This is a genomic window from Streptomyces sp. NRRL F-4489, from assembly GCF_001509485.1.
Lineage (GTDB): Bacteria > Actinomycetota > Actinomycetes > Streptomycetales > Streptomycetaceae > Streptomyces.
In genome coordinates this window covers 18426-38173 of the sequence record NZ_LLZI01000256.1, presented here as the reverse complement: position 1 = coordinate 38173, position 19748 = coordinate 18426, and the positions used below count along the sequence as shown (strand labels likewise).

Sequence of the window (19748 nt, the reverse complement as noted above, 5' to 3'; positions counted from 1 at the left end):
CCGTTGGGCTCGGGGGCGGATTCTTCGGCGGACGGGGGAGGGGTGGGCGGAGTGGCCGGAGCGGGCGGAGTGGATGGTTCCGGGGTGGGGGAGGCCGAGGGGGCGGGCGCCGCCGCGTCCTCCGGTGCCGGCCGGTCGCCGGTGCCCTCGTTGCCCCCGCCCTCCTCGACCGAGATGCCGAACTCCGTTGCCAGGCCGACCAGTCCGGTCTCGTACCCCTGGCCCAGCGCGCGGAACTTCCAGCCGTCGCCGCGGCGGTACAGCTCCCCGCAGATCAGCGCGGTCTCGTCGCCGGTCTCGGGCACCACGTCGAAGACCGCGAGCGGTTCGGCGCCGTCCGCGGCCGCGTCGTAGAGCAGCACCCGCAGATCGCCCACCCCGCCGAACGGGCCGCCGTCCGAGGACGCGGCGAGCACAACCCGCTCCACCGACGTCTCCAGCGTCGCGAGTTCGGCCTCGATGGTGTCGGTCAGGGCGTCCGGCAGCCGGGTCTTGGGGAGGTGCCGCACCAGGCCGCTGGGGTGGCGCGGCTGGTTGTAGAAGACGAAGTCCGCGTCGGAGCGCACGCGTCCGTCCGGCCCCACCAGGAGGGCCGAGGCGTCGACGTCGGGGACGCCGGCGCCCGGCGTCCAGCGCAGGACGGCCCGGACGGCGGTGGCGTCGAGGGGGACGTTCGACCCTTTCAGCATCGCGTGCGTCATGCGGCAATCCTGCCTTCCTCCGGTTGGCCGCCACAACGCGGGGGCCGGGCGCGGGTCCGGGCCGCCGCCCGCTGGCCGTACGCGGCCCCGCCTGGTGACCGTCCGGCAGTCGTCCGATCGCCACCGGGCGGCGCCTTCCGCATGGCGGGAAATTCACGTGGGCGGGAACTTTCCGCACCCCCACACACGTACGATTACCGGCTGGATCCAGACAGCGAGACGCAGCGGGGTGCCCGGTTCCCGCTTTTCCACGGGGAGTTGTATGCGGCACTTTGGGCATCTTGCACCGGATATCCGGAAGACTCTGTTCCACAAGGAGCCGGTGGAGTTCACCGCCGACTCCCCCGCCCGCACGCTCGCGGCCGCCCTCGGTGCCACGCTCTACAGCCCTGCCACCCGCCCCCGCCTCGCCGACGACGTCCGCAAGCAGGCCGCCCGCGGGGTCACGTCCATGGTGCTGTGCCTGGAGGACTCCATAGGCGACGGCGATGTGGCGGCCGGCGAGGAGAATCTCATCCGCCAGTTCACGCTGCTCGACGAGGCCGCCGCGCGCGGCGAGGACCTGCCGCTGCTGTTCATCCGGGTCCGCGAACCGCGGCAGATACGGGATCTGGTGCGCCGGCTGGGCGGCACCGTGCGCCGGCTGTCCGGATTCGTCCTGCCCAAGTTCACCGAAGAGCGCGGGGTGCCGTTCCTGGACGCGCTGACCGCCGCCGAATCCGCCTGCGGGCGGCGGCTGTTCGCGATGCCGGTGCTGGAATCCCCGCAGCTGCTCCACCTGGAGAGCCGCGCCGCGACCCTGGCCGGGATCGCCCGCACCGTGGACGCCCACCGCGAGCGGATCCTCGCCCTCCGTCTCGGCGTCACCGACTTCTGCTCCGCCTACGGCCTGCGCCGCGCCCCTGACATGACCGCCTACGACGTCCAGATCGTCGCCTCGGTCATCGCCGACGTGGTCAACGTCCTCGGCCGCGCCGACGGCACCGGCTTCACCGTCACCGGCCCGGTGTGGGAGTACTTCCGGCTGCACGAGCGGATGTTCAAGCCGCAGCTGCGCCGCAGCCCGTTCCTGGGCCAGGCCGAGGAGCTGCGCACCAGCCTCATCGAGCATGACATGGACGGCCTGCTGCGGGAGATCGAACTGGACCGCGCCAACGGCCTGACCGGCAAGACCTGCATCCACCCCTCGCACGTCGCCCCGGTGCACGCGCTCTCCGTGGTCAGCCACGAGGAGTACAGCGACGCCACCGACATCCTGCGGCCCGAGCGCGGCGACGGCGGGGTGCTGCGCTCCTCGTACACCAACAAGATGAACGAGGTGAAACCGCACCGCGCCTGGGCCGAGCGGACGCTGCTGCGCGCCGAGGCGTTCGGCGTGGCGCGCGAGGACGTCGGCTTCGTGGAGCTGCTGACGGCCAGCCTCCAGCCGGCCTGAGCGGAAGCGGAAGCGGGATGGCGGGCGGAAGCGGAATGGCGGGCGGGAGCCGTATAGCAGGCGGGACGGAAGCCGCGGTCGGTACGGAAGCGGCGAGCGGTACGGACGCGGCGCTCGGAACGGAACGGCGGCGGACGGCAGATGCGGAGCGGAACGACGGTATGGCAGCGGACCATACGGAAGACGGCACGGCGGACGGCAGGGAAGGCGGCATGGAAGGCGGCATGGACAACGGCACGGGCAGCACAGGCGGTATAGGCGGCACGGACGGCACAAGCGGCACGGACCGCGCGGCGGAGCTGATACCCCCCGCCGGGTGGACGGGCGCCTGGGTCGCCCGCCACCTCGGCATCGCGCTGACCGGCGGCGAACAGCTGCCGGAGCTGCTCGGACTGGCCCTGCGGCGCAACCCCCGCCGCGCCCACCTGCTGGTCTCCACCGTCCTCGGCAAGCACGTACCGCAGCGCCCTGACGTGGTCTATGAGGCGGGCGTCGGGCTCGGCCGCCGGGTCCGGGACCTGCTCGGCGACGCCGACGCCGCCCGCGCCGTCGTCCTGGGCTACGCCGAGACCGCCACCGGCCTCGGCCACTCGGTCGCCGACGGCCTCGGCCTCGCCCCGTACCTGCACTCCACCCGGCGCCCGGTGCCCGGCGTCCGGCACGCCGCCGGCTTCGAGGAGGAGCACAGCCACGCCACCTCCCACCTGCTCCTCCCCGAGGACCCCGGGCTGCTCGCCGGGGACGGGCCCCTGGTGCTGGTGGACGACGAGTTCTCCACCGGGCGGACGGTGCTGAACACCCTCCGCGCCCTGCACGCCCGTTACCCACGGGGCCGGTACGTCGTCGTCGCCCTGGTGGACATGCGCTCCGACGAGGACCGGGACCGGCTCGCGGAGTTCGCGGCCGGGCTGGGCGCCCGTATCGACCTGGTGGCGCTGGCCTCCGGGGGCGTACGCCTGCCCGCCGGCGTCCTGGAGCGCGGCCGGGAGCTGGTCGCGGCCTACGAGGAGCGCGGCCGGGAGCCGGCCGCCGCCCAGGAGGAGCGCGGCCGGGAGCTGGTCGCCCAGGAGGAGCCGACCCCGCCCGCCACCGGCCGCGCCGCCCCGCCCGCCGTCCGGATCGACCTCGGCTGGCCCGCCGGCCTCCCCGACGGCGGCCGGCACGGTTTCACCCCCGCGCACCGCGCCCTCCTGGAGCAGCACCTGCCGGTCATGGCCGCCCGGCTCGCGGACCGCCTCACCGGCGCCCGCCGGATCCTCGTCCTCGGCAACGAGGAGCTGATGTACGCCCCGCTGCGCCTGGCCGGAGCCCTGGCCGCCCGGCTCGCCGGGACCGGCGCTGACGTCCGCTTCTCCACCACCACCCGCTCCCCGGTGCTCGCCGTCGACGACCCCGGCTACGCCATTCGCACCCGGCTCGCCTTCCCCGCCCACGACCGGCCGGCCGATGGCCCGGGGGAGCGCTACGCCTACAACGTCGCCCCCGGGAGCGACCCCGCGCGCCGCTTCGACGCCGTCGTCGCGGTCGTCGACTCGGCCGGCGACCGCCCCGAACTCCACGCCCCCGGCGGCCTCCTGGACCGCCTCGCCGCCCACACCGACCGGCTGCTGCTCGCCGTCGTCCCCTCGTACACCCCCGCCCCGCCCCGGGCGCTGCCCGCCCCGCTGCGCGGCCCCGCCTTCTCCTCGTACGCCCCCGAGGAGGTCGGCTGGCTGCTCCAGGACCTGTCCGACGTCACCCTGGAGGCGCCCACCGAGGAGCGCGAGGAGGCGATCCAGCGCGGCGGCGCGCACTACGCCGAGTCGCTGCCGGTCGAGTACCAGCCCGACGCCGCCTACCAGGAGCTGTTCCGCACCGCGCTGCGCGGCTCCGCGGACCGGATCGCGCGCGCGGTCGGCACGGTCACCGAGACCGTCCTCGCCGAACGGGGCCCGCGCCCGGTGCTGGTCTCCCTGGCCCGGGCCGGCACCCCCATCGGCATCCTGATGCGCCGCTGGGCCCGGCACACCCGGGGCCTGGACCTCCCGCACTACGCCGTCTCCATCGTCCGCGGCCGCGGTATCGACACCACCGCGCTGCGCTGGCTCGCCGCCCACCACGATCCCCGGGACGTCGTCTTCGTGGACGGCTGGACGGGCAAGGGCGCCATCACCCGCGAACTGGCCGGCGCGCTCGCCGCCGCCCCGGAGTTCGCCGGCTTCGACCCGCGGATCGCGGTGCTCGCCGACCCCGGCGGCTGCGTCGACACCTACGGCACCCGCGACGACTTCCTCATCCCCTCCGCCTGCCTGAACTCCACCGTCTCCGGGCTCATTTCGCGCACCGTGCTCCGCGCCGATCTGGTCGGACCGGACGACTTCCACGGCGCGAAGTTCTACCGCGAGCTGGCCGGCAGCGATCTGTCGGCGGAATTCCTGGACACCGTCAGCGCCCGCTTCGACGCGGTCACCGGCGCGGTCGCGGCCGGCGTCCGGGCGCTGACCGCCGCCGACCGCACTCCCACCTGGGCCGGCTGGGCGGCTGTCGCGCGGATCAGCGAGGAGTACGGCATCCACGACGTCAACCTCGTCAAACCGGGCGTCGGCGAGACCACCCGCGTCCTGCTGCGCCGCGTCCCCTGGCGGATCCTGGCCCGGCGGGGCGCCGGCCGCGACCTCGACCACATCCGGCTGCTGGCCGAGCGGCGCGGCGTCCCCGTCGAAGAGGTCGGTGAACTCCCGTACACCTGCGTGGGATTGGTCCACCCCCGTTACACCCGCGGCGCCACCGGGGCGGACGGCAGAGCGGTGGCCGCCCGGTGACCGCACCCGCCCCCCTGGTCGCCAGCGACCTCGACCGCACCCTGATCTACTCGGCCCCGGCCCTGCACCTCACCGGGCCGGACGCCGCCGCGCCCCGGCTGCTGTGCGTCGAGGTCTACGAGGGCCGGCCGCTGTCCTACCTGACCGAGACCGCCGCCGGGCTGCTGGCCGCGCTTGCCGGCCGTACCACCTTCGTCCCGGCCACCACCCGCACCCGCGAGCAGTACGGGCGCATCCGCCTCCCCGGCCCGCCCCCCGCGTACGCCGTCTGCGCCAACGGGGGCCACCTCCTCGTCCGCGGCGAGTCCGACCCGGACTGGCAGCGCACCGTCACCGCCCGCCTCGCGGCCCGGTGCGCGCCCCTGGAGGAGGTCCGCGCGCACCTGCTGCGCACCACCGATCCCGCCTGGCTGCGCAGCGCCCGCACCGCCGAGGACCTCTTCGCCTACCTGGTCGTCGAGCGGGCGCTGCTCCCCGAGGGCTGGGTCGCCGAGCTGGCCGCTTGGGCGGAGCCGCGCGGCTGGACGGTCTCCCTCCAGGGCCGCAAGATCTACGCCGTACCGCGGCCGCTCACCAAGAGCGCGGCGGTCGCCGAGGTGGTCCGCCGCACCGGCGCCGGCGGCTTCCTGGCGGCCGGCGACTCGCTGCTGGACGCCGATCTGCTGCTGGCCGCGGACCGCGCCTGGCGCCCCGGCCACGGGGAACTGGCCGACACCGGCTGGCAGGCCCCGCACGTCACCGCGCTCACCGCGCGCGGGGTGGCGGCGGGGGAGGCGATCGTGCGCGCCTTCCTGGGGGGTACGGAGCCGGGGGGCGCCTGCTGACCCGGGGCGCCCGCTGATCAGGGGCGCGCCTGACGGGGGCGCGCCCGACCCGGGCGCCCCCGCTGCCCCGGGGCGTGCCTGCCGGCCCGGTGCGGGGGCCGGCCGTAGGCTGCCGGGGGACCAGGAGGAGAGCCGTGCCCGAGCCGAAGAACACCCCGCTCACCCCGGAGCTGTACGCCTACGTCCTCGCGCAGAACCCACCGCTCGACCCCGCGCTGGAGGCGCTGGCGGACGTCACCCGGGAGCACTTCCCCGAGGCGGCCGGGATGCTGTCGGCACCGGAACAGGCGCCGCTGCTCGCCTTCCTGGTCCGCCTGACCGGGGCCCGGCAGGTGGTGGAGGTGGGCACCTTCACCGGCTTCGCCACGCTCGCCATGGCTCAGGCGCTGCCCGCCGACGGGACGGTGCTGACCTGCGACGTCTCCGAGGAGTGGACCGCGTACGGCCGGGAGGCGTGGGCCGCGGCCGGCGTCGCCGACCGGATCCGGCTGCGGCTCGGACCCGCCCTGGAGACCCTCCGGGGCCTGCCGCCCGAACCGCACCTGGACCTGGTCTACCTCGACGCCGACAAGGGCGGCTACATCGGCTACTGGGAAGAACTGGTCCCGCGCCTGCGCCCCGGTGGCCTGCTGGTCGCGGACAACGTCCTCTACCACGGCGAGGTCACCGACCCCGCGGCCTCCGGACCGGCGCTGGCGATCCGCGAGTTCAACGACCACGTCCGCCGTGACCCGCGCACGGAGGCGGTCCTGGTCACGGTGGCGGACGGGGTGACGCTGGCGCGGCGGCGGTAGGCCCCCGCGGGGGCGTGCGGCCGCTGCGTGGGCGTACGCGGCGGGCCCCGCGCGGCAGCGGCGGCGCCGGGCCGGGCCGCCGGGCCGCGGTCGGTGCCGCGCCGGGCTCCGTCGTGTCAGCCGCAGCAGCCGCCTCCGCAGCACCCGCCGCCTCCGCCGCCGCGCGGGGCCGCGGACGGGCCCGGCCCGGAGGCCGTCCCCCCGACCGAGACGGTGGACAGCAGCTTGACGGTGTCCTCGTGGCCCTCGGGGCAGACGGCCGCGGCGGACGACTCGGCCATCGGCCGGTTCAGCTCAAAGGTGGTCCCGCAGGGACGGCACCGGTACTCGTAACGGGGCATGGCCACAGGCTAACCGGGGCGAACACGTCCCGCGGCCCGCACGAACCCCAACATCCGCTTCCCTTCGCCGGAGCGGGAACTCGCGGCGGGTGCCGATGCGTTCACGCAACGTGACGGAAGTCGGCAGGCGCCGCAGACGCCGAAGGGGGAGATCCGGACATGAAAGCGACAGAGAGGCCCAGCACGAGGTCCCGGTCATGGCCGGGCGCGGTCCGCTGGGTCCGTTCGGTCCGGTCGCTCCATTCGGCGTTACGGATGGTCGCGCGCCGACTTGTCCAGCAGCTCCAGCATCGCCATGTAGGCCCCGTCCAGATCCCGGTCCCGGACGGCCTCGGCCACCGCCGCGTGCACCGCGTGCGGATGCTCGAACGCGCCGCCCGACGCGTACACCTCGCGCCCCCGCTGGACGATCACGGGCACGATCACCCGGTGCATCTGCGCGTAGAAACGGTTGTTGGAGGCGAGCAGCACAGCGGTGTGGAAGGACGCGTCGGCGCGGATGAGCAGCACCGGATCGTCCTCGGTCGCGGACATCGCGCTGAGCGCGGCGCCGATCGCTTCCAGGTCGTCATCGGTACGGCGCTCCGCGGCCAGCGCGGCCGCCGCCGGCTCGATCGACCGGCGGAGTTCGAGCACATCGGCGTAGAAATCGGAGGAGGCGCCGGCCGCGAGCTTCCAGCGCAGTACGTCGGAGTCGAGGAGGTTCCAGTCCTCCCGGGGCCGGACGTAGGTGCCGTGATTCGGCCGGGTGGCCAGCAGGCCCTTGGTGGTGAGCACCCTCACCGCCTCGCGCAGCACGGTCTGACTGACGTCGAGTTCGGCCAGCAGCTCCGGCATGTCCAGCACGTCGCCCTCGCCGTAGCGGCCCTCGAAGATCCGCGTGGCGAGCACCTCGACGGCCGCGCCGTACGGCCCGCCATCGGCGAACGAGGCGGGATTCCCCAACTGGCCCATGGTCGCTCCGAGTTGCCTGTTGCCCCTGTCTCCGGCCCGGGCGGGGAAGGGCCGGCTCGCGGTGGCCGCCGTCGCCGGTGCGGTCTGCTCTGGAGCCCTCTGCTCCGGGGCGGGGCGTTCCGCGAGGGTCCTGGCCCGGTCCGGCTACGGCTGACCGCCGGCGCGGCCGCCCCGGCACGGCGGCTCCGGCATGGTCGCCTTCGCCCTGTCTGGCGGCAGCATGGCCCTCTCACGCACCCCCGACCCGAACTGGTACCACCACCAGCACCGTCGTCACAGCTCCTCAGAACTGCCGGCCGGCGGCGCCCCATGAGGCTTCGGACGACCCGTACCCTTCGCGCCCTCCATCCCCTTCGCGCTGTCCGCGCCGGCCCGGCCGCCGGTGGTCTCGGCGTGCGCCCCCGCGTGGTGGTGCGGGCCGGTGTGGCTGGTGCCGGGGCCGAGCGAGCCCAGCCCGCCGTGCCAAGCGCCCTGCATCTTCGCCCGGGCCGACTGACGGCCCGCGGTCATCCCGGACACCGGGTGCATTTCGCCTCTGTCGAAGAGTTCGGCTTCCTCCGGGTGCCGCGCCCGCCAGTACGGATTGTCGTGCGGCAGCCCGCCGCTGACCCGCCCGTACATCCCGAAGACCAGCAGCAGCAGGCCCACCACGAAGCTGAACAGCACGTTCTGGATCTTGAAGGCGAGGAAGTTGGCGTCGGTCTGCAGCAGCCCCAGATTCACGAAGCCGCTCAGCAGGAACAGCACCCCGAGCACGATATTGAGCGTGGAGGCGAAGTTCCCGCCGATCACCATCCCGGCGAAGAGCAGCGCGCCGACCACGATCGAGATCACGCTCAGCGAACCGTTGGTGTTCAGCCCGGCCACGGTCGCGCCGCCGGTGTCGAAGAAGCCGATGTTGTGGGTCAGCCCGAGGACGCCGAAGGCGACCAGCACAAGCCCCATCACCCCGGCTCCGACGCGGTAGATCCTGCTCAGCCGGTGATCGACGGGCAGATGCTCGTTGAGCTGGGCGCGGCGCCGCTTGGCCTTGCGGAGCGGATTCGCGGGCTTGTGCAGCACGTGGCCAGTCGCACCGGTTGCCATGTTCGGCCTCCTTCGCGCAGATGGGCCGCCTGGGCCGTACTCACTCCAGACTCCAGCATCCGACAGCACGCGCCTTCCTGCCATCGCGCACGGAGGCGCCGGAGGGCGCGGGCACGGGGGCCTTGCGGCGTCCACTGCCCGTTGGGCCCTCGGCGTTCACTGCCCGCTGGGGCCTCGACGCCGGCCACCGCGGCCGGGACTGAGCCCTCCGCGTCCGCCCGCCCGCCACGGGCCCGGGCCGGCTCAGCGCCTCCTCGCCCCAGTACCTCGGCTCTCAGCGCCGCCCGCCCCGGTCCCCTCCCTACCGCGCCTGTGGTGCTCTCCTACCTGCCGCGCTCATCGCGGATTTCCTGGACGACCCGGGCCGCGGTCTCCCGGACCGCTTCCGTCTCGGTCAGGAAGTGCCACCAGTCCGGGTGCCGCCCCTCCAGCCCGGCGACCGCGCGGTCCAGCCGCGCCACCGCCCCGTCCAGCGGCCCGGCGTGCCGGGGGTCGGGCGTGCTGCGGCCGGCCATCGCCAGCCGCTGGGCGTCCCGGATGGCGAAGCGGGTGCGCTCGATCTCCTGCTGGCGGTCCGCCGCCACCGCGTCCAGCCGGCGCAGCCGGTCACCGGCCGCCGACACCGCCTCATCGGTCGTGTTCAGCAGCGCCCGTACGGTCGCCAGCTTGGCGGTGGCGTCCGCCCAGCGCTGCTCGGCCCGCGCCTGCTCCGCCTCCTGGAGCGCCCCGCGAGCCTGCTCCACCGCCTGCTCCGCCCGCTCCGGAACGTGCTGGAGGTCCTGCCAGCAGGCCGCGCTGTACCGCCGCCGCAGCTCGCTGAGGACCGGCGCGACCTGCTCCGCCCGCGTGGTGATCGCCTCCGCCCGCGTCCGCAGCGACACCAGCCGCTTGTCGATCTCCGCCGCGGTCTCCGGCAGCCGCTCCGCCTCCGACCGGATCGCGCCGGCCCGCCGCTGCACCTCCTCCGCCCGCCGGATGGTCTCCGGTACGCCGTGCTGCCCGGCCCCTTCGTTGAGCTTGGTCAGCTCCGGGCCGAGCGCCGCGAGCCGGGCCGCGAGGTCATCGGCGCGCAGGCCGCCCGCCCGGACGGCGTCCAGCGCGTTGCTCGCCGCCAGCAGCGTCTGCCGGGCCCGCTCCACGGCCGGGGCGACTCGGGCCAGCTGGGTCTCGGCGTTCTGCAGCAGCGGCGCCAGGCTCTGCGCGAACCAGTCCAGCTCCCCGCGGACGCGCTCCAGCTCCTCCCGGGCCCGGACCAGATCGGCCCGCGCCCGCGCCAGCGCGGCGCCGTCGATATCGTCCCGATCGAGGTCGTGCGAGTCGACGGCGGTGATGTACCCCTGGCTGACCTGGTCGATCCGCTGCCCGAAGCTCTCGTACTCCACCGCGGCCTGCCGGGCGGGCGCGGAATCGTCGACGGCGGTGATCGTCTCCACCGAGATCCGCAGGTCCCGGTGGGCGGTGTCCAGGTCGTAGAAGGCGGCCGCGGCGGCGTCCTTGGCGGCCTGCGCCTCGGCCCGCTGACTCTCCGCGCGCCCGCCGAACCAGCGGCGGGTCCCGCCCCCGGTGAACGCCATCGGCGCCACCGCCGCCAGCAGCGGCAACGGCAGCAGGGCCAGGCCCAGCACCTCGCCGGCCGCCCGGCGGACCCCTTGGACGCGACGGCGGATCCGCCGCCCGGACGGCCGCGGCTGCGGCTGCGTGTATGTCGCCGTCACATCCCTCTCCCGATCGGATCGCCCCAGGGCAGGCTGACATTCTCCCACCCACCCAAACGAACATCCCGACCGGTAAGTTCACGCCCCGCCTACTCCGGCCCGCCCTCCCGCGCGCCCCCGTCCGCCCCTCGGTCACAGGTTTGCAGTCCTGGCCCCAGAGCAAGGTAGTCTGTCGGCTCGACCAGGGCGCATAGCTCAGCGGTAGAGCGCTGCTCTTACAAAGCAGATGTCGGCGGTTCAAATCCGTCTGTGCCCACCAGCGCGATCAGCGCGAACGAAGAAAAGGTCCAGGTCAGCCCCCTTGCGGGGACCTGGGCCTTCGTCTTTCTTCAGCCCTGGCCCCGGCCTCTCCAGTCCTACGCGCAGGGCGAATCCGCACGGTCACCTCCCAAATCCCTCCCAAATGATCTTGGCGGTGCTGCAGGTCAGTCCTCGTCCGGGGCGAGAGGGCGCACCGGCCGGCGAGGGTCGTGCAGCCAGACGTATTCACCGTTGCCGTCGCCATTGCCATTGCCATTGCCGTTGCCGTTGCCGTCAATGTTGGCGGACGCGGTGAGGCCGAAGTGTTCGGCGGCGGGGCGTTGCAAGTCGCCGGACCATTCCCGCCAGGCGGTTTCGAGCTCTTCCCATAGGTCGCGGTCGCCGAATGCTGTCACGGTGGCGTCGGCGTCCGCGATGGCGCCTGAGCCTTCGCCGTCGCTGACCCAGACCCGTAGGGACGCGTCGTGGCGGCCTTCGATCAGGGTGACGCCCGGCAGGCGTGCGCTCGCGTACAGGGCGAAGCCGGGCGTCAGCATCGCTCGCGGCGGGACAGTGGTGCGCCGGGAGCGGGGGCGTGAGGTGTCCGGGGCGGCGGCGTTCGGGGCGCGGTGGGAGCGCATCGGCATGTAGGTGGCCGGCCCGGCAAACCGGCCGGAGGCGGTGCCGTCCCCGGCCGCGACGAGCCGGACCAGGGAACCGCACCAGATGTCGCCGATCCGGGGCGCCACCAGGACTCCCCCGGGGTGCAGCTGCTTGATCAGGGCGGGCGGAATATGGCGTAGCGCGCAGGTGGCGAGGATGCGGTGGTACGGGGCGCCGGACGGCCACCCGGTCTCGCCGTCGGCGATCACGAGCCGTGGCCGGTAGCCGGCGGCGGCCAGGTTCGCCTCGGCCCGGGCGGACAGCGACGGGTCGATCTCCACGCTGGTGACGTGCTGGTCGCCGATCCGGGCGGACAGCAGCGCGGCGACGTACCCGGTCGCGGTGCCGATCTCCAGCACCTGCTGGCCGTCGCGTACGTCGAGCAGGTGGAGCATGCGCGCGACCATGGAGGGCTGGGAGTTGGAGGAGGTGGCGACGCCAGGGCCGTCCTCGGCGCCGTCGTCCACCTGGATCACCACCGGTTCGTCGGCGTACACCAGGGACGCGCGTTCCGTGGGCTCGGTGACGGGCCGGCATCGATCGGTGTCCTGGCGCCAGACGCGATCGGGGAGGTAGGGCTCCCGGGGGGTGCGTTCCCATACGGCGCGCCATGCGGGGCTCAACAGGCCGCGCTCGTCCAGCAGTTGAACGAGCGCGGTGTGCCCCTGGAGGGGGTGGGTCATGGGTTCATGCCGCCTTGGGGCGGTCGCCATCGGGTGAGGGCGGGGTCGGTGGCGGAGTCCAGGGCTTGTCCGAGGGTTGGCCCGCGTGCTTGCCGCCGTCCGCTGCCGAAAGTGAACGTCGCATGGTGGTGCTGCCTCCGGATTGTCGGGAAGTGTGGTGTGTCGCCCGGTGGGGGCGCTGCGGGCGCTGGGCCCGCTGGGGTGCGGTCAGTGGTTTGTTAGCCCCTGGTCGCCATGGCAAGAAGGTTGGCAGGCAGGGCAGTTGACCGCGCGCAGCCACTCGACCACCGGGTCATCGGGGCCGCCGCGTCCGCATTTCGTTCGCTGGTCCGTGCCGGTGCCGATGAGTTCGTGAACGGTCAGCAGGTCCTCGCCCACGGTCCCCGCCGTGGCGCCGCCTGCGGTAGTGGCGGCGCTCCGCCGGTACGTCATGACGCTGCCCCGGCGGCGGGCGCCCCGGGCGGTGCGGGGGGAACCGGTCCGGGGTGGTGGCGGTACTCGTTGCGCCTGGCGGTGTAGTACGCCAGCAGCCACTGGCAGTCCCGGGCGCGCTGGTGTACCTCGGCGTCCGCCGACAGCATGCCCGTACCCAGGGGGACGGCCAGGTGCTTCTCGATACGGCTCAGCCGGTGCGGGTCCGGTGGCAACTGGGGTCCGGCGGCCTTGCGGGCCTCGGCGAGCAGCAGCGGGATGTGGCCGCGCAACACCTCGTCCGTGGCGGCCAGTTCGTCGCGGCTCGGCCGGACGCAGCCGAAGAGGAGTGCCTGGCGGATCGTCTCGCTGATCGCCTCCGAGTCGATCGGGTAGTGGGTGTCGGCGGTCGCCGCTGGTCGGTGCGTTTGCATCATCAGCCCTCGATGGAAGTGGTCTGCCTCACACCCCCAGAGTGGCAACGCGGCAAGGCCCCAACTATCAAAGCTCTTTGACAGCCGGGGCCTTGGCTTCGCGCTGCGTTATCTCACATGCCGATCCAGCGCGCGAAGTTCCCGAACGAATCCGGCACCGACCTGTAGTGCGAGGTCAGGTCTTCCATCGTCTGCCGCACCACCGGGCTGTAGCGCGTTTGCTGGGGCGCCACGGCCCGGGCCCGGCGCAGTGACGCGTACGCGGCGTCGGGCTGGCCGGACCACATCTCTGCCCGGGCGACCTCCGCGTGGTGATGCCCGATTCGGGAGGGCGGCAGTGTGCGCAGGTCAACGCCTCTCGCAGCGCGCACCGCTTCGGGGTATCGATCCATTTCGGCCAGCGCCGCCACCCGGTGCAATGCCACGTTCGCCGGTCCGAAGCTGACCCACAACGCCTGCTCGACAGGTCCCGTGCGGTCGGCGATGCGTTGTGCCTCTGCGAGGTGCCCTGCGACATCGTCTTCACGCCGGTCCCGGGCGGCGAGGATTGCCGCGCCGAGGTGCAACTGGCCCGTTACCACGTCTCGCAGGAGTCCGGACTCGGCCTGCTCGACGGTTCGCAGGCCCATACCGACCAGACGCTTACCCGTGCTGTACTGCGCGGACCGCAGGTAGGCCAGCCCCCGCAGGTATTGCCGCAGCGTTCCCAGCACCGCGTCCGAGGCGCGAGTCGCCGCCCACTCCAGCCGGTCGAGAGCGAGCGTGGCGAGATCGGCGTAGCCCAGCTTGGTCGCGATGTCGTACGCCGTGCGGTACAGGCTTGCCAGCGTCCGCCACATGGCCTCCGACGGAGCGAGGTAGGCGGCGGTTGTCGCCTCGTGGATCAGGCCGGGCAGGTCGGTGGCAGCGCCCTTGATGTTCGTCTCCCGGACCATCGCGCAGAGTTGGTCGGCTTCCGCGTTCAGGGCGATGTGCGAGCGCGGCTGGATCTCTGGTTCCGGGCCGAGGTCGTATACGTCGAGGGCTTCCCGGATCGGCTGGATCAAGGTGTCGATCTGGTCGGCGCGCAACTCGTCGATGTAGGGCTGGCCGGTGATGTCCGTCGTGGACAGGCCCATGGCGCGAGCCACCGCGCCGATGAAGGCGGGCGACGCCGGCGCCCTACCCTGTTCGACCTTGCTGACCAAGGAAGTTGAGAGGTGGGCGCGCTGGGCCAGCCCAGTCTGGGTGAGGTGGTGAATCTGCCGGAGACGCGCCACACGCGCGCCGGTGTGCTCAGACGGGACGGGAGGCATACTGGGCTCCGTTCTGACTCGACACCAGAACGGTACCCTCGGCCGGCCGAGGCGTGCAGCGAACGGCCCCCGCTCACCTCGCGGGGGCCGTATGCGTCAGGGTGGTCGCCCATGGTGGGGTGGAAGCATGACGCGTCGTCCTGTGCTGTATGTGTTCGGGTCCGCCGCGCCGCCCGTTCGGGAGTTTCCTGATGTCGTGCGGCGGGCGCAGGCCGAGGGGTACGAGGTGTGCGTGGGGCTGACGCCCACTGCCGCCCGGTGGCTTGGCGGGGAGGTCGCCGGTCTCGCCGAGGCGACGGGACACCCTGTGCGGTCCGCGTACAAGCTGCCGGGGGAGCCGGATGTGTGGCCGAGGGCGGACGCGATTCTGGTGGCCCCGGCCACGTTCAACACGCTGAATCACTGGGCGCTCGGGCTCACCGAGCACTTCATCGTCGGAGTGGTCGCCGAAGGCATCGGCAAGGAGATCCCGCTCGTCACGATGCCGTGCGTGAACAGCGCTTACGTACGGCATCCGCAGTTCGGGCGGTCGCTGGCGACCCTGCGGGAGGCCGGTGTGGAGGTGCTGTACGGGCCCGGCGGGTTCGTACCGCATCGGTCCGGGGAGCGGCGGGCGGACGGGTATCCGTGGGATGTCGCTTTGGGTGCGGTCGCGCGGGTCCTCGGGGGGCGGCGGTAGGGCCGACCGAGGCTGCCTCCCTGCGCCCCTGGGGTGGGCGGCCGGGGTGTATCGTGGGGATTGGCTTGAAGTTTCAAGTAAATCCTCTGGGCGTAATTACCGTGGGTGCGGCCGGGTGGAGGGAAGGCCGGGCCGGCGCGCGGTGGGCGCTGGGAAAGAGCATGTGTCATGACTACGTCCCGCACGTCCGGGGGCGGCCGCGCCGGTGGTGCGGTGCGGTACGCCTCCGTTGCTCGTGGTGTTGACGCCGGGCTGCTCCTGTTGCGGCTGGTCGTGGGGCTGACCATGGCGGCGCACGGTGTGCAGAAGCTGTTCGGCTGGTTCGGCGGCCCCGGGCTGGGCCCCACCGGGCAGTTCTTCGCGGCGAACGGCTATCCCGCCGGCCGGACGATGGCGCTGGTCGCCGGGCTCGCCGAGACACTCGGCGGACTCGGGCTGGCCCTCGGGCTGCTGACGCCGCTCGCCGCCGCCGCCCTGATCGGCACGATGATCAACGCGCTGGGGCTGCGCTGGGGCAGCGGCTTCTTCGTCCCCCAGGGCGTGGAGTACGAGGTCGTGCTGCTCGCCGTGTTCGGCGCGCTGGCGCTCACCGGCCCCGGGCGCTGGTCCGTCGACCGCTTCCTGCCCGGGCTGCGCGCCCACCCCCGGCTCGCGTACGGGGTGGCGGCGCTGGTGCTGGGGGTGGCGGTTGGGCTGGTGGTGCTGTTGGTGCTGCGGAGGTGAGGGGGGCCGGCCGTCCGGGAGGCGGCGGTCCCCGCCTGTCCGGGAGGCGCCTTTACGGGGGGCGCCGGTCCGGGCGGTTTCTCCCCGGGAGGTGTCTGTCTGGGAGGCGGGTGGGAGCTGGGCGAAGGGTGGAGAGATCGAGAACGGCGAGAAGGAGGAGAAGCGTGCGGCGAGAAGGAAGAGCGGAGGGGTGATGGCGGTACGGCGGCTCAATCACGCGGTGCTGTATGTCCGTGAGGTGGCCCGGTCGGTGGCGTTCTATACCGAGGTGCTGGGATTCACGGTCGATCTGGAGATACCGGGGCGGGCGGCGTTCCTGAGCGCGCCCGGTTCGGACAATGACCACGATCTGGGGCTGTTCGCGGTGGGTGCGGGCGCGCCGGGGCCGGAGCGCGGCCGGATCGGGCTGTACCACCTGGCGTGGGAGGTCGGCACGCTGGGCGATCTGGTGGCGGTGCAGGCGCGGCTGCGGGAGCGGGACGCGCTGGTGGGCGCCAGCGATCACCTCGTTTCGCAGTCGGTCTACGCCCGGGATCCGGACGGGAACGAGTTCGAGGTCATGTGGCGGGTGCCGCGTGAGGACTGGCCGGGGCCGGAGGTGGGGGACCGGATCCGGCCACTCGATCTGCCGGCGGCGCTGGAACGCTGGGGACCGGATTTGGTGACGGGGGCGGCGGCCGGTTCGGCGACCTGAGGGGGGAGTCAGGGCGGCCTCGTGGCGGGGGAGGCCGCTGATGCTTGCCCGTTGCCCGTTGCCCGTTGCTCGCTGCCGGTTGCCCGTGGCCGGCTCTCGGCTGTCGGCGGGCGTGGTCGCGGGTGCCTCCCCTTCGCCGTACGGCGCCCCGTCGTCGTACCGGTGCCCCCGTCGCCGTACGGCGACGGGGGCACCAGGGATCAGCTCCCGGGATCACGCCCCAGGACCAAGCCCCGAGCCCCGCGCTCAGCCCCCGGCCGGTGGGGCCGGATCGTCGGTGGTCGGCCCGGGCGTGCGGGCGGCCCAGCGTTTTTCCACGCCGCCGACGCGCCAGTACGTCAGGGCCGCCGCCCACACCACGACGAACAGGCCGACGATGACGAAGCCCACGTTGTCGAGGTCGAGGGAGGAGATGCCCTCGGTCACCGGGTCGGTGAGGCCCAGTTTGTCGTGCAGGACGGTCACCAGCTCGATGGTGCCGATGAAGAACGCGACGGCGATCGACAGGCCGGTGATGGTGAGGTTGTAGTAGACCTTCCGCACCGGGTTGGAGAACGCCCACTGGTACGCGAAGTTCATGAACGTGCCGTCCAGGGTGTCGAACAGGCTCATCCCGGCGGCGAAGAGCAGCGGCAGGCACAGGATCGCGTACCACGGCAGGCCCGCCGCGGCGCCGCTGCCCGCCATCACCATCAGCGTGACCTCGGTCGCGGTGTCGAAGCCCAGGCCGAAGACGAACCCGAGCGGGAACATCTGGCCGGGGCGGCTGATGGACCGGGTGAAGCGGCCCAGGAAGCGGTTCATGAAACCGCGCGAATCCAGCCGCCGCTCCAGCTCGGCCTCGTCGTAGCGGCCGCCGCGCATGCCCTGGAAGACCCGCCAGATACCGGCCAGCGCGATGAGGTTGAGGGCCGCGATGAGGTAGAGGAAGGTGCCGGAGACGGTGGTGCCGATCGTGCCCAGGATCTGGTGGGCGCGGGAGTCGTCGTTGAGCAGGGTGCCGGCGAGCTGGGTGCCGCCGGCCACCAGCGCGGCCATGCCGAAGACCACGCTGGAGTGACCGAGGGCGAACCAGAAGCCCACCGAGACGGGCCGTTTGCCGTCGGCCATCAGCTTGCGGGTGGTGTTGTCGATCGCCGCGATGTGGTCGGCGTCGAAGGCGTGCCGCATGCCCAGGGTGTACGCGGTGATGCCGAGGCCGGCGCCGTAGACCTGGCTGCCCACGGTGTAGTGGCCCGGTATGACCAGCAGGAACAGCACGCCGAAGGCGACGACGTGCAGGGCGGCGATCACGGCCATCAGGCCCGCGGTGCGGACCGTATCGCGGCGTTGCCAGCGGAATGACCCGGTGGATCCGGGTATGCCGGGGAAGGAAGTGTTGCGGGGAGAAGGGGAATTGTCCGGGGTATCGGTGGACAGGGCCATCCGGCCATCACGCTCCAGCACCTCGTGGATGATTTCGTGAGATGCCGTGGCCGGTCTCCTGGCTTACGGGTGCACGCGTCCGCCCCGCCTTCCCGGCCGCAGGCTGCGGTCAGTGGCCCCCGTCCGCGCGCAGGGCGCGGACGGAGAGGGACGGAAACTCCCCGATCACAGTGGCGAGGGCCGCGCCGGCCTGGGACACGAGGTCCTGCACCGGTCTTCCCGAACACCACGGCCCGGCCACTCTAGCGGTCACCGGCGAGAACGGGCCATGCCGCCGTCCGGGGCCGGGACGGCGGCCCGGCCGGGCCGGCACCCGGTCAGAGCGCCAGGGACGACAGGAAGGCGTGCAACTCCGCGTCGAAGAGCGGGGTGTTCTCCAGATTGACCATGTGGCCGGCGGACGGGACGCGTATGCGCCGGGCGCCGGGCACCTCCAGGGCTATGGCGTGGGCGTTCGCGGAGATGTCGGAGGAGTCCAGGTCGCCGTCGAGGACGGTGGTCGGCACCCGGATCTCGCCGAGGCGGTCGAACGCGCCGACCTCCAGCGGCAGGCCGGCGCCCGCCCCGTCGGCGTGCACCTCGGCATTGGCGGCCGCGCAGGCGCGTATCCGCTCGCGGAAGCCGGGGTGCACGGCGGAGGGCGCGCGATGCGGCCCGTCCACCCAGAGGCGCAGGAAGTGCTCCACATAGCGCTCCGCGCCGTCCGGCTCGCCGAGGGCGGCGGCCTGCTCCCGGATGTGGGCCAGGATGAACGGGTCGGTGAAGGCGCGGCCGCTGATGCCGGGGGAGGCGAGGAAGAGGGCGGCGACCCGCTCCGGATGGGCCAGGGCGGCGTCCAGGGCGACGCGGGAACCGTGGGAGAGGCCGACGAGCACCGCGCGCGGCACATCCAGCGCGTCCAGCAGGGCCGCCAGGTCGTCGTGGTTGGCCCAGTCGCCGGTGACGGTGGAGGACAGGCCGTGGCCGCGGGAGTCGTAACGGATCACCCGCAGGCCGGAGTTGACCAGCCAGGCGAACTGCTCGTCCCACATGCGCTGGTCGAGCATCCCGCCGTGCAGCAGCACCACCGCGGGCCCCGAGGCGGGCCCGGCCGTCTCGTAGAACAGCTCGCCGTCGTCGACCGGCACGGTGCCGTTGTCGATCTCGGACCAGGCGTGGAAGTCGTGCGTCATTCTGCGGGCCGTTCTGTGCGGGTCGGGCGGGCGGTGGGCGGGGCGGGCGTCCGCTCGGGCGGAGCGCCGGGTCCCTCCTCGGGAACGTCCGGGGCGTCCGTACGGTGCCGGAATTCCTCGCCGAGCCGGTCCAGTACGCGCAGCGCCGTACGGATCTCACCGGCCGACAGGTCGGCGAGGCCGTGCCGGAGCCCGGCCGTCTCGGCGTCCTGTATGCCGCGCACTATCTCCGTGCCCTCGTCGGTGAGGTGGATCAGGGACGAGCGGCGGTGGGCGGGGTTGGGCGCCGTGACGACCAGGCCCAGCTCGGCCGCGTGGTTCACCCAGCGCTGCACCGGCTGCCGGTCCAGGTCCAGCGTGCGCGCCAACTGCGGGACGGTGCGCGGGCCGTGGGCGCACAGCGCGTCGAGCAGGGCGTGCTCGCCGGCGGTCAGGCCCGTGCCGGCCAGCTCGCGCTCGACCGCGCGCACGATCGTCCGGTGCAGGGGCCACAGGCGCCGGATGACGTCCTGCAGCAGCTCCTGGAGCTCCTCGCCCCCGGCCGGTGCCGGCCGCCCGGCCGCCGCCTGCCGCCCGGCGGCCACCGCGCCGGTGTCCGCTTCGGTGCCCGCTTCGGTGTCCATCTCGTCTCGCCTCCCCCTCCGCGTCTCCGCACGGCGTCCGCAAGACATCCGCGAG

At 73.5% G+C, this 19748-nt stretch carries 18 protein-coding genes, 1 tRNA gene and 1 riboswitch; of the genes, 8 read left to right on the top strand and 11 right to left on the bottom strand.

Going from position 1 to position 19748, the window contains the following annotated elements; all coding sequences use genetic code 11:
• A partial coding sequence (locus tag ADL22_RS26575; RefSeq protein ID WP_199836378.1) for a TerD family protein occupies positions 1-701 on the bottom strand: 701 nt, incomplete at its 3' end.
• A gap of 262 nt (positions 702-963) precedes the next feature.
• Between ADL22_RS26575 and ADL22_RS26570 the strand changes: the two genes are divergently transcribed.
• The 4 genes from ADL22_RS26570 to ADL22_RS26555 all read left to right on the top strand — a co-directional run bounded on the left by ADL22_RS26570 (position 964) and on the right by ADL22_RS26555 (position 6555).
• Positions 964-2136, top strand: coding sequence for an HpcH/HpaI aldolase/citrate lyase family protein (locus tag ADL22_RS26570; protein ID WP_066984951.1), 1173 nt, complete (start codon positions 964-966; stop codon positions 2134-2136).
• A gap of 224 nt (positions 2137-2360) precedes the next feature.
• Positions 2361-4937, top strand: coding sequence for a phosphoribosyltransferase (locus ADL22_RS26565; RefSeq protein ID WP_079064447.1), 2577 nt, complete (start codon positions 2361-2363; stop codon positions 4935-4937).
• Positions 4934-5761: an HAD family hydrolase gene (locus tag ADL22_RS26560; protein ID WP_066984950.1), complete on the top strand. Its 828-nt coding sequence runs from the start codon at positions 4934-4936 to the stop codon at positions 5759-5761. Before ADL22_RS26565 ends, ADL22_RS26560 begins: the two co-directional genes overlap by 4 nt.
• A 134-nt stretch (positions 5762-5895) precedes the next feature.
• Positions 5896-6555: an O-methyltransferase gene (locus tag ADL22_RS26555; RefSeq protein WP_066984947.1), complete on the top strand. Its 660-nt coding sequence runs from the start codon at positions 5896-5898 to the stop codon at positions 6553-6555.
• 116 nt (positions 6556-6671) lie between these two features.
• On the opposite strand, the gene ADL22_RS26550 is transcribed toward ADL22_RS26555, so the two are convergent.
• From ADL22_RS26550 to ADL22_RS26535, 4 genes are all read right to left on the bottom strand, one after another.
• Positions 6672-6896 (bottom strand): FmdB family zinc ribbon protein, encoded by a 225-nt coding sequence (locus tag ADL22_RS26550; protein WP_066984961.1) that lies wholly within the window; start codon positions 6894-6896, stop codon positions 6672-6674.
• Between the two features lie 249 nt (positions 6897-7145).
• On the bottom strand, positions 7146-7850 hold the full coding sequence (locus ADL22_RS26545; RefSeq protein WP_066984944.1) for a FadR/GntR family transcriptional regulator: 705 nt from the start codon (positions 7848-7850) through the stop codon (positions 7146-7148).
• A 273-nt stretch (positions 7851-8123) separates the two neighbouring features.
• Entirely contained in the window at positions 8124-8936 is an 813-nt protein-coding gene (locus ADL22_RS26540) for a DUF4383 domain-containing protein (RefSeq protein ID WP_079064446.1), read from the bottom strand.
• Between the two features lie 323 nt (positions 8937-9259).
• Positions 9260-10651 carry a hypothetical protein gene (locus tag ADL22_RS26535; RefSeq protein ID WP_066984939.1) on the bottom strand — a complete coding sequence of 464 codons (1392 nt, stop codon included), beginning with the start codon at positions 10649-10651 and terminating at the stop codon, positions 9260-9262.
• A 184-nt stretch (positions 10652-10835) separates the two neighbouring features.
• On the opposite strand from ADL22_RS26535, the gene ADL22_RS26530 reads away from it, so the two are divergent.
• Positions 10836-10910: transfer RNA gene (locus tag ADL22_RS26530), tRNA-Val, on the top strand.
• A 166-nt stretch (positions 10911-11076) separates the two neighbouring features.
• Here the strand turns inward: ADL22_RS26530 and ADL22_RS26525 are convergent.
• The 3 genes from ADL22_RS26525 to ADL22_RS26515 form a co-directional block, all read right to left on the bottom strand.
• Positions 11077-12237: a methyltransferase domain-containing protein gene (locus ADL22_RS26525; protein ID WP_107116398.1), complete on the bottom strand. Its 1161-nt coding sequence runs from the start codon at positions 12235-12237 to the stop codon at positions 11077-11079.
• Positions 12238-12665: 428 nt separating this feature from the next.
• Positions 12666-13085, bottom strand: a complete 420-nt coding sequence (locus tag ADL22_RS26520) for a DUF6415 family natural product biosynthesis protein (protein WP_066984935.1) — start codon at positions 13083-13085, stop codon at positions 12666-12668.
• Between the two features lie 110 nt (positions 13086-13195).
• A complete protein-coding gene (locus ADL22_RS26515) occupies positions 13196-14377 on the bottom strand; it encodes a helix-turn-helix domain-containing protein (protein ID WP_066984932.1) in 1182 nt (393 codons plus the stop codon).
• Between the two features lie 127 nt (positions 14378-14504).
• Here ADL22_RS26515 and ADL22_RS26510 point away from each other — a divergent pair, with 127 nt between their 5' ends.
• From ADL22_RS26510 to ADL22_RS26500, 3 genes are all read left to right on the top strand, one after another.
• Positions 14505-15056, top strand: a complete 552-nt coding sequence (locus tag ADL22_RS26510; RefSeq protein WP_066984929.1) for a flavoprotein — start codon at positions 14505-14507, stop codon at positions 15054-15056.
• A gap of 168 nt (positions 15057-15224) precedes the next feature.
• Positions 15225-15779, top strand: coding sequence for a DoxX family protein (locus ADL22_RS26505; protein ID WP_079064445.1), 555 nt, complete (start codon positions 15225-15227; stop codon positions 15777-15779).
• A 193-nt stretch (positions 15780-15972) separates the two neighbouring features.
• Positions 15973-16473 (top strand): VOC family protein, encoded by a 501-nt coding sequence (locus ADL22_RS26500; RefSeq protein ID WP_066984923.1) that lies wholly within the window; start codon positions 15973-15975, stop codon positions 16471-16473.
• 246 nt (positions 16474-16719) lie between these two features.
• Here the strand turns inward: ADL22_RS26500 and ADL22_RS26495 are convergent, their stop codons facing one another.
• The 3 genes from ADL22_RS26495 to ADL22_RS26485 form a co-directional block, all read right to left on the bottom strand.
• Complete coding sequence (locus tag ADL22_RS26495; RefSeq protein WP_066984920.1) at positions 16720-17919, bottom strand: HoxN/HupN/NixA family nickel/cobalt transporter; 1200 nt, start codon at positions 17917-17919, stop codon at positions 16720-16722.
• Positions 17920-17928: 9 nt separating this feature from the next.
• A riboswitch (cobalamin riboswitch) is annotated at positions 17929-18144 on the bottom strand.
• A gap of 71 nt (positions 18145-18215) precedes the next feature.
• Positions 18216-19070: an alpha/beta fold hydrolase gene (locus ADL22_RS26490; protein WP_066984917.1), complete on the bottom strand. Its 855-nt coding sequence runs from the start codon at positions 19068-19070 to the stop codon at positions 18216-18218.
• The gene (locus tag ADL22_RS26485) at positions 19067-19693 is read right to left on the bottom strand and encodes a MarR family winged helix-turn-helix transcriptional regulator (RefSeq protein ID WP_079064443.1); all 627 of its coding nucleotides are present in this window, start codon (positions 19691-19693) and stop codon (positions 19067-19069) included. Before ADL22_RS26485 ends, ADL22_RS26490 begins: the two co-directional genes overlap by 4 nt.
• Positions 19694-19748 lie beyond the last annotated feature (55 nt).